The 3,925-nt window shown below is 65.3% G+C and carries 2 protein-coding genes; both read left to right on the top strand.

The features are described 5' to 3' along the window. Positions 1-74: 74 nt before the first annotated feature. Positions 75-1,274 carry a formaldehyde dehydrogenase, glutathione-independent gene (fdhA, locus tag G3436_RS14775; protein ID WP_163946226.1) on the top strand — a complete coding sequence of 400 codons (1,200 nt, stop codon included), beginning with the start codon at positions 75-77 and terminating at the stop codon, positions 1,272-1,274. 196 nt (positions 1,275-1,470) lie between these two features. Continuing rightward, complete coding sequence (locus G3436_RS14780; RefSeq protein ID WP_163946229.1) at positions 1,471-3,825, top strand: glucose/quinate/shikimate family membrane-bound PQQ-dependent dehydrogenase; 2,355 nt, start codon at positions 1,471-1,473, stop codon at positions 3,823-3,825. Positions 3,826-3,925: the final 100 nt, after the last annotated feature.

A 3,925-nucleotide genomic window follows, 5' to 3' on the forward strand; every position in this document is an offset into this window, starting at 1 on the left:
GCTTGCCAGCGAAGAGGGCCTGGAGACAGACACAGATTCAGCGCGACATAACAACAATCGAGCGAGGTGAAAGCATGTCTGGTAATCGTGGTGTGGTGTACCTGGGCGCAGGCAAGGTCGAGGTGCAAACAATCCCCTATCCGAAAATGCAGGACCCGCGTGGGCGCAAGATCGAACACGGCGTGATCCTGCGGGTGGTTTCCACCAATATCTGCGGCTCCGACCAGCACATGGTGCGCGGTCGCACCACGGCCCAGACCGGCCTGGTACTGGGCCATGAAATCACCGGCGAGGTCATCGAGAAAGGCCGTGACGTCGAGCACCTGCAACTGGGCGACCTGGTCTCGGTGCCCTTCAACGTCGCCTGTGGGCGCTGCCGCTCGTGCAAGGAACAACACACCGGCGTGTGCCTGACCGTCAACCCGGCCCGTGCCGGCGGCGCCTACGGCTATGTCGACATGGGCGACTGGACCGGTGGCCAGGCCGAGTACGTGCTGGTGCCGTACGCCGACTTCAACCTGCTCAAACTGCCCGACCGCGACAAGGCCATGGAGAAGATCCGCGACCTGACCTGCCTGTCCGACATCCTGCCCACCGGCTACCACGGCGCCGTCACCGCCGGGGTCGGGCCTGGCAGTTCGGTGTATATCGCCGGTGCCGGCCCGGTCGGCCTGGCCGCTGCGGCTTCGGCGCGCCTGCTCGGTGCTGCCGTGGTGATCGTCGGTGACGTCAACCCGGTGCGCCTGGCGCACGCCAAGGCGCAGGGCTTCGAAATTGCCGACCTGTCCCAGGACACCCCGCTGCACGAGCAGATCGCCAACCTGCTGGGCGAGCCGGAAGTGGACTGTGCGGTCGACGCGGTGGGCTTCGAGGCCCGTGGCCACGGGCATGCCGGTGCGCAGCACGAAGCGCCGGCGACGGTGCTCAACTCGCTGATGGGCGTGGTGCGGGTGGCCGGCAAGATCGGTATTCCCGGGCTTTACGTCACCGAAGACCCGGGTGCGGTGGATGCCGCCGCCAAGATGGGCAGCCTGAGCATCCGCTTCGGCCTGGGCTGGGCCAAATCCCACAGCTTCCATACCGGCCAGACCCCGGTGATGAAGTACAACCGTGCCCTGATGCAGGCCATCATGTGGGACCGCATCAATATCGCTGAAGTGGTGGGCGTGCAGGTGATCAGCCTGGATCAGGCGCCCGAAGGCTATGGCGAATTCGATGCCGGCGTGCCGAAGAAATTCGTCATCGACCCGCACAAACTGTTCAGCGCCGCGTAAGCCCGATGTCTACCCGGTTTCAGGCCACTGAAGCCGGGCAGGCAGACAAATTGTCGCAGTGCCCTGCAATTTTTTGTTACCCTTAAACGTACTAACTGGTTAACAAGCAAGCTACCTAAATCTGCCGACTATGCTCGGGATTGGGTCGGCGAACTGTTGACGGTGGGTTTTCACAACGTTTAGGACGGTAAATCACATGAACGAACAGGCGGGTGCCCCAGGCACCGCAAAGTGGCTGCTGGGAGGTCTGGGCATCCTGATCGCCCTGATCGGCCTGGTACTGGCCGGTGGCGGTGCTTACCTGAGCACCCTTGGCGGTAGCTGGTATTTCCTTCTGATGGGCCTGGCGATGCTGGCCAGCGGCGTGCTGATTGCACGGCGCAAGCCGCTGGGCGCGTGGCTGTACGCAGTGGCGCTGGTGCTGACCGCGATCTGGGCGGTATGGGATGCCGGCCTGGACTTCTGGCCGCTGGTCTCGCGGGTACTGACCTTCGCCGTGATTGGCCTGGTCATCGCGCTGGTGTTCCCGAGCCTGCAACGTGCTGCCGGTCGTCCGGCCGGTCGCGGTGCGTTCGGCGTCGCTGCCGTACTGGCCGTCGGCGTCGCCGCCAGCCTGGCCTACATGTTCGTCCCGACCCACGTGGTCACTGCCAGCAGCGTGCCTGCGGTGCAGCCGGTCAAGCCGGGCACCGAACAGAAGGACTGGGCGCACTGGGGCAACACCACCGCTGGCAACCGCTTTGCCGCGCTGGACCAGATCAACAAGGGCAACGTCGACAAGCTGCAGGTGGCCTGGACCTTCCGCACCGGCGACATCCCGCAGAGCACCGGCGCTGGCGCCGAAGACCAGAACACCCCGCTGCAGATCGGTGACACGCTGTACTCGTGCACCGCCTACGGCAAGGTCTTCGCCCTGGACGTGGACACCGGCAAGCAGCGCTGGAGCTTCGACCCCAAGGGCAGTGCGCCGAACTGGCAGCGCTGCCGTGGCCTGGGCTACGCCGAGACCCCGGCGCTCGCCGAAGCCGCCCCGCAAGCCTGTGCCAAGCGCCTGTTCCTGCCCACCGGCGACGCCCGCCTGATCGCCCTCGACGCCGCAACCGGCGAGCCGTGTGCCGACTTCGGCAACAATGGCGTGGTCGACCTGAGCGTCGACATGGGTGAGATCAAGCCGGGTTACTACCAACAGACCTCCACCCCGCTGGTGGCCGGTGAGGTGGTGATCGTCGGTGGCCGCGTGGCCGACAACTTCTCCACCGGTGAACCACCGGGCGTGGTGCGTGCCTATGACGTGCGTACCGGCGAGCTGGCCTGGGCCTGGGATCCGGGCAACCCGAACATCACCAAGCGTCCGCCCGCAGGCCAGACCTACACCCGTGGCACGCCCAACGTATGGTCGGCGATGTCGTATGACGCCAAGCTGGGCCTGGTGTACCTGCCGACCGGCAACGCCACCCCGGACTTCTTTGCCGGTACCCGTAGCGAACTGGACGACAAGTACAGCTCCTCGATCGTCGCGCTGGACGTGAAGACCGGCCAGGTGCGCTGGCACTTCCAGACCACCCACCACGACCTGTGGGACTTCGACCTGCCGGCCCAGCCGTTGCTGTACGACCTGCCGGACGACAAGGGCGGCGTGCAACCGGCGCTGGCCCAGGTGACCAAGCAGGGTGAGATCTTCGTGGTCAACCGCGAAACCGGCGTGCCGATTGCCAAGGTCGAGGAAAAGCCGGTGCCCCAGGGCAACGTGCCGGGCGAACGTTATTCGCCCACCCAGCCGTTCTCGGTCGAGATGCCGTCGATCGGCAACCAGACCCTGAAAGAGTCGGACATGTGGGGCGCCACCCCGTTCGACCAGCTGCTGTGCCGTATCTCGTTCAAGGGCATGCGTCATGAGGGCGTGTACACCCCGCCGGGCCTGGACCCGTCGCTGCAGTTCCCCGGCTCGCTGGGCGGCATGAACTGGGGTAGCGTATCGGTCGACCCGACCAACAACTACATGTTCGTCAACGACATGCGCCTGGGCCTGGCCAACTACATGATCCCGCGCGCGAACATTCCCAAGAATGCCAGTGGCATCGAGATGGGCGTGGTGCCGCAGGAAGGTACGCCGTATGGCGCGATGCGCCAGCGCTTCCTGTCGGCCGCTGGCATTCCATGCCAGAAGCCGCCGTTCGGCACGATGTCGGCGATCGACCTGAAGACCAGGAAGCTGGTGTGGCAGGTGCCGGTAGGTACCGTGCAGGACACCGGGCCGCTGGGTATCCGCATGCATATGCCGATCCCGATCGGCATGCCGACCCTGGGCGCTTCGCTGTCGACCCAGTCGGGCCTGCTGTTCTTTGCCGGCACCCAGGACTTCTACCTGCGTGCGTTCGACTCGGGCAACGGCAACGAGATCTGGAAGGCGCGCCTGCCCGTGGGCAGCCAGTCGGGGCCGATGACCTATGTGTCGCCCAAGACCGGCAAGCAGTACATCCTGATCAGCGCCGGCGGTGCCCGTCAGTCGCCGGACCGTGGTGACTATGTGATTGCGTACGCCTTGCCGTAGGGCGTAAACCAAGGGCCGCTTTGCGGCCCATTCGCTGGCAAGCCAGCTCCCACAGGTTAATCACGATCACAGGCATGTGGTGAACCTGTGGGAGCTGGCT

This window comes from Pseudomonas brassicae (assembly GCF_010671725.1).
Lineage (GTDB): Bacteria > Pseudomonadota > Gammaproteobacteria > Pseudomonadales > Pseudomonadaceae > Aquipseudomonas > Aquipseudomonas brassicae.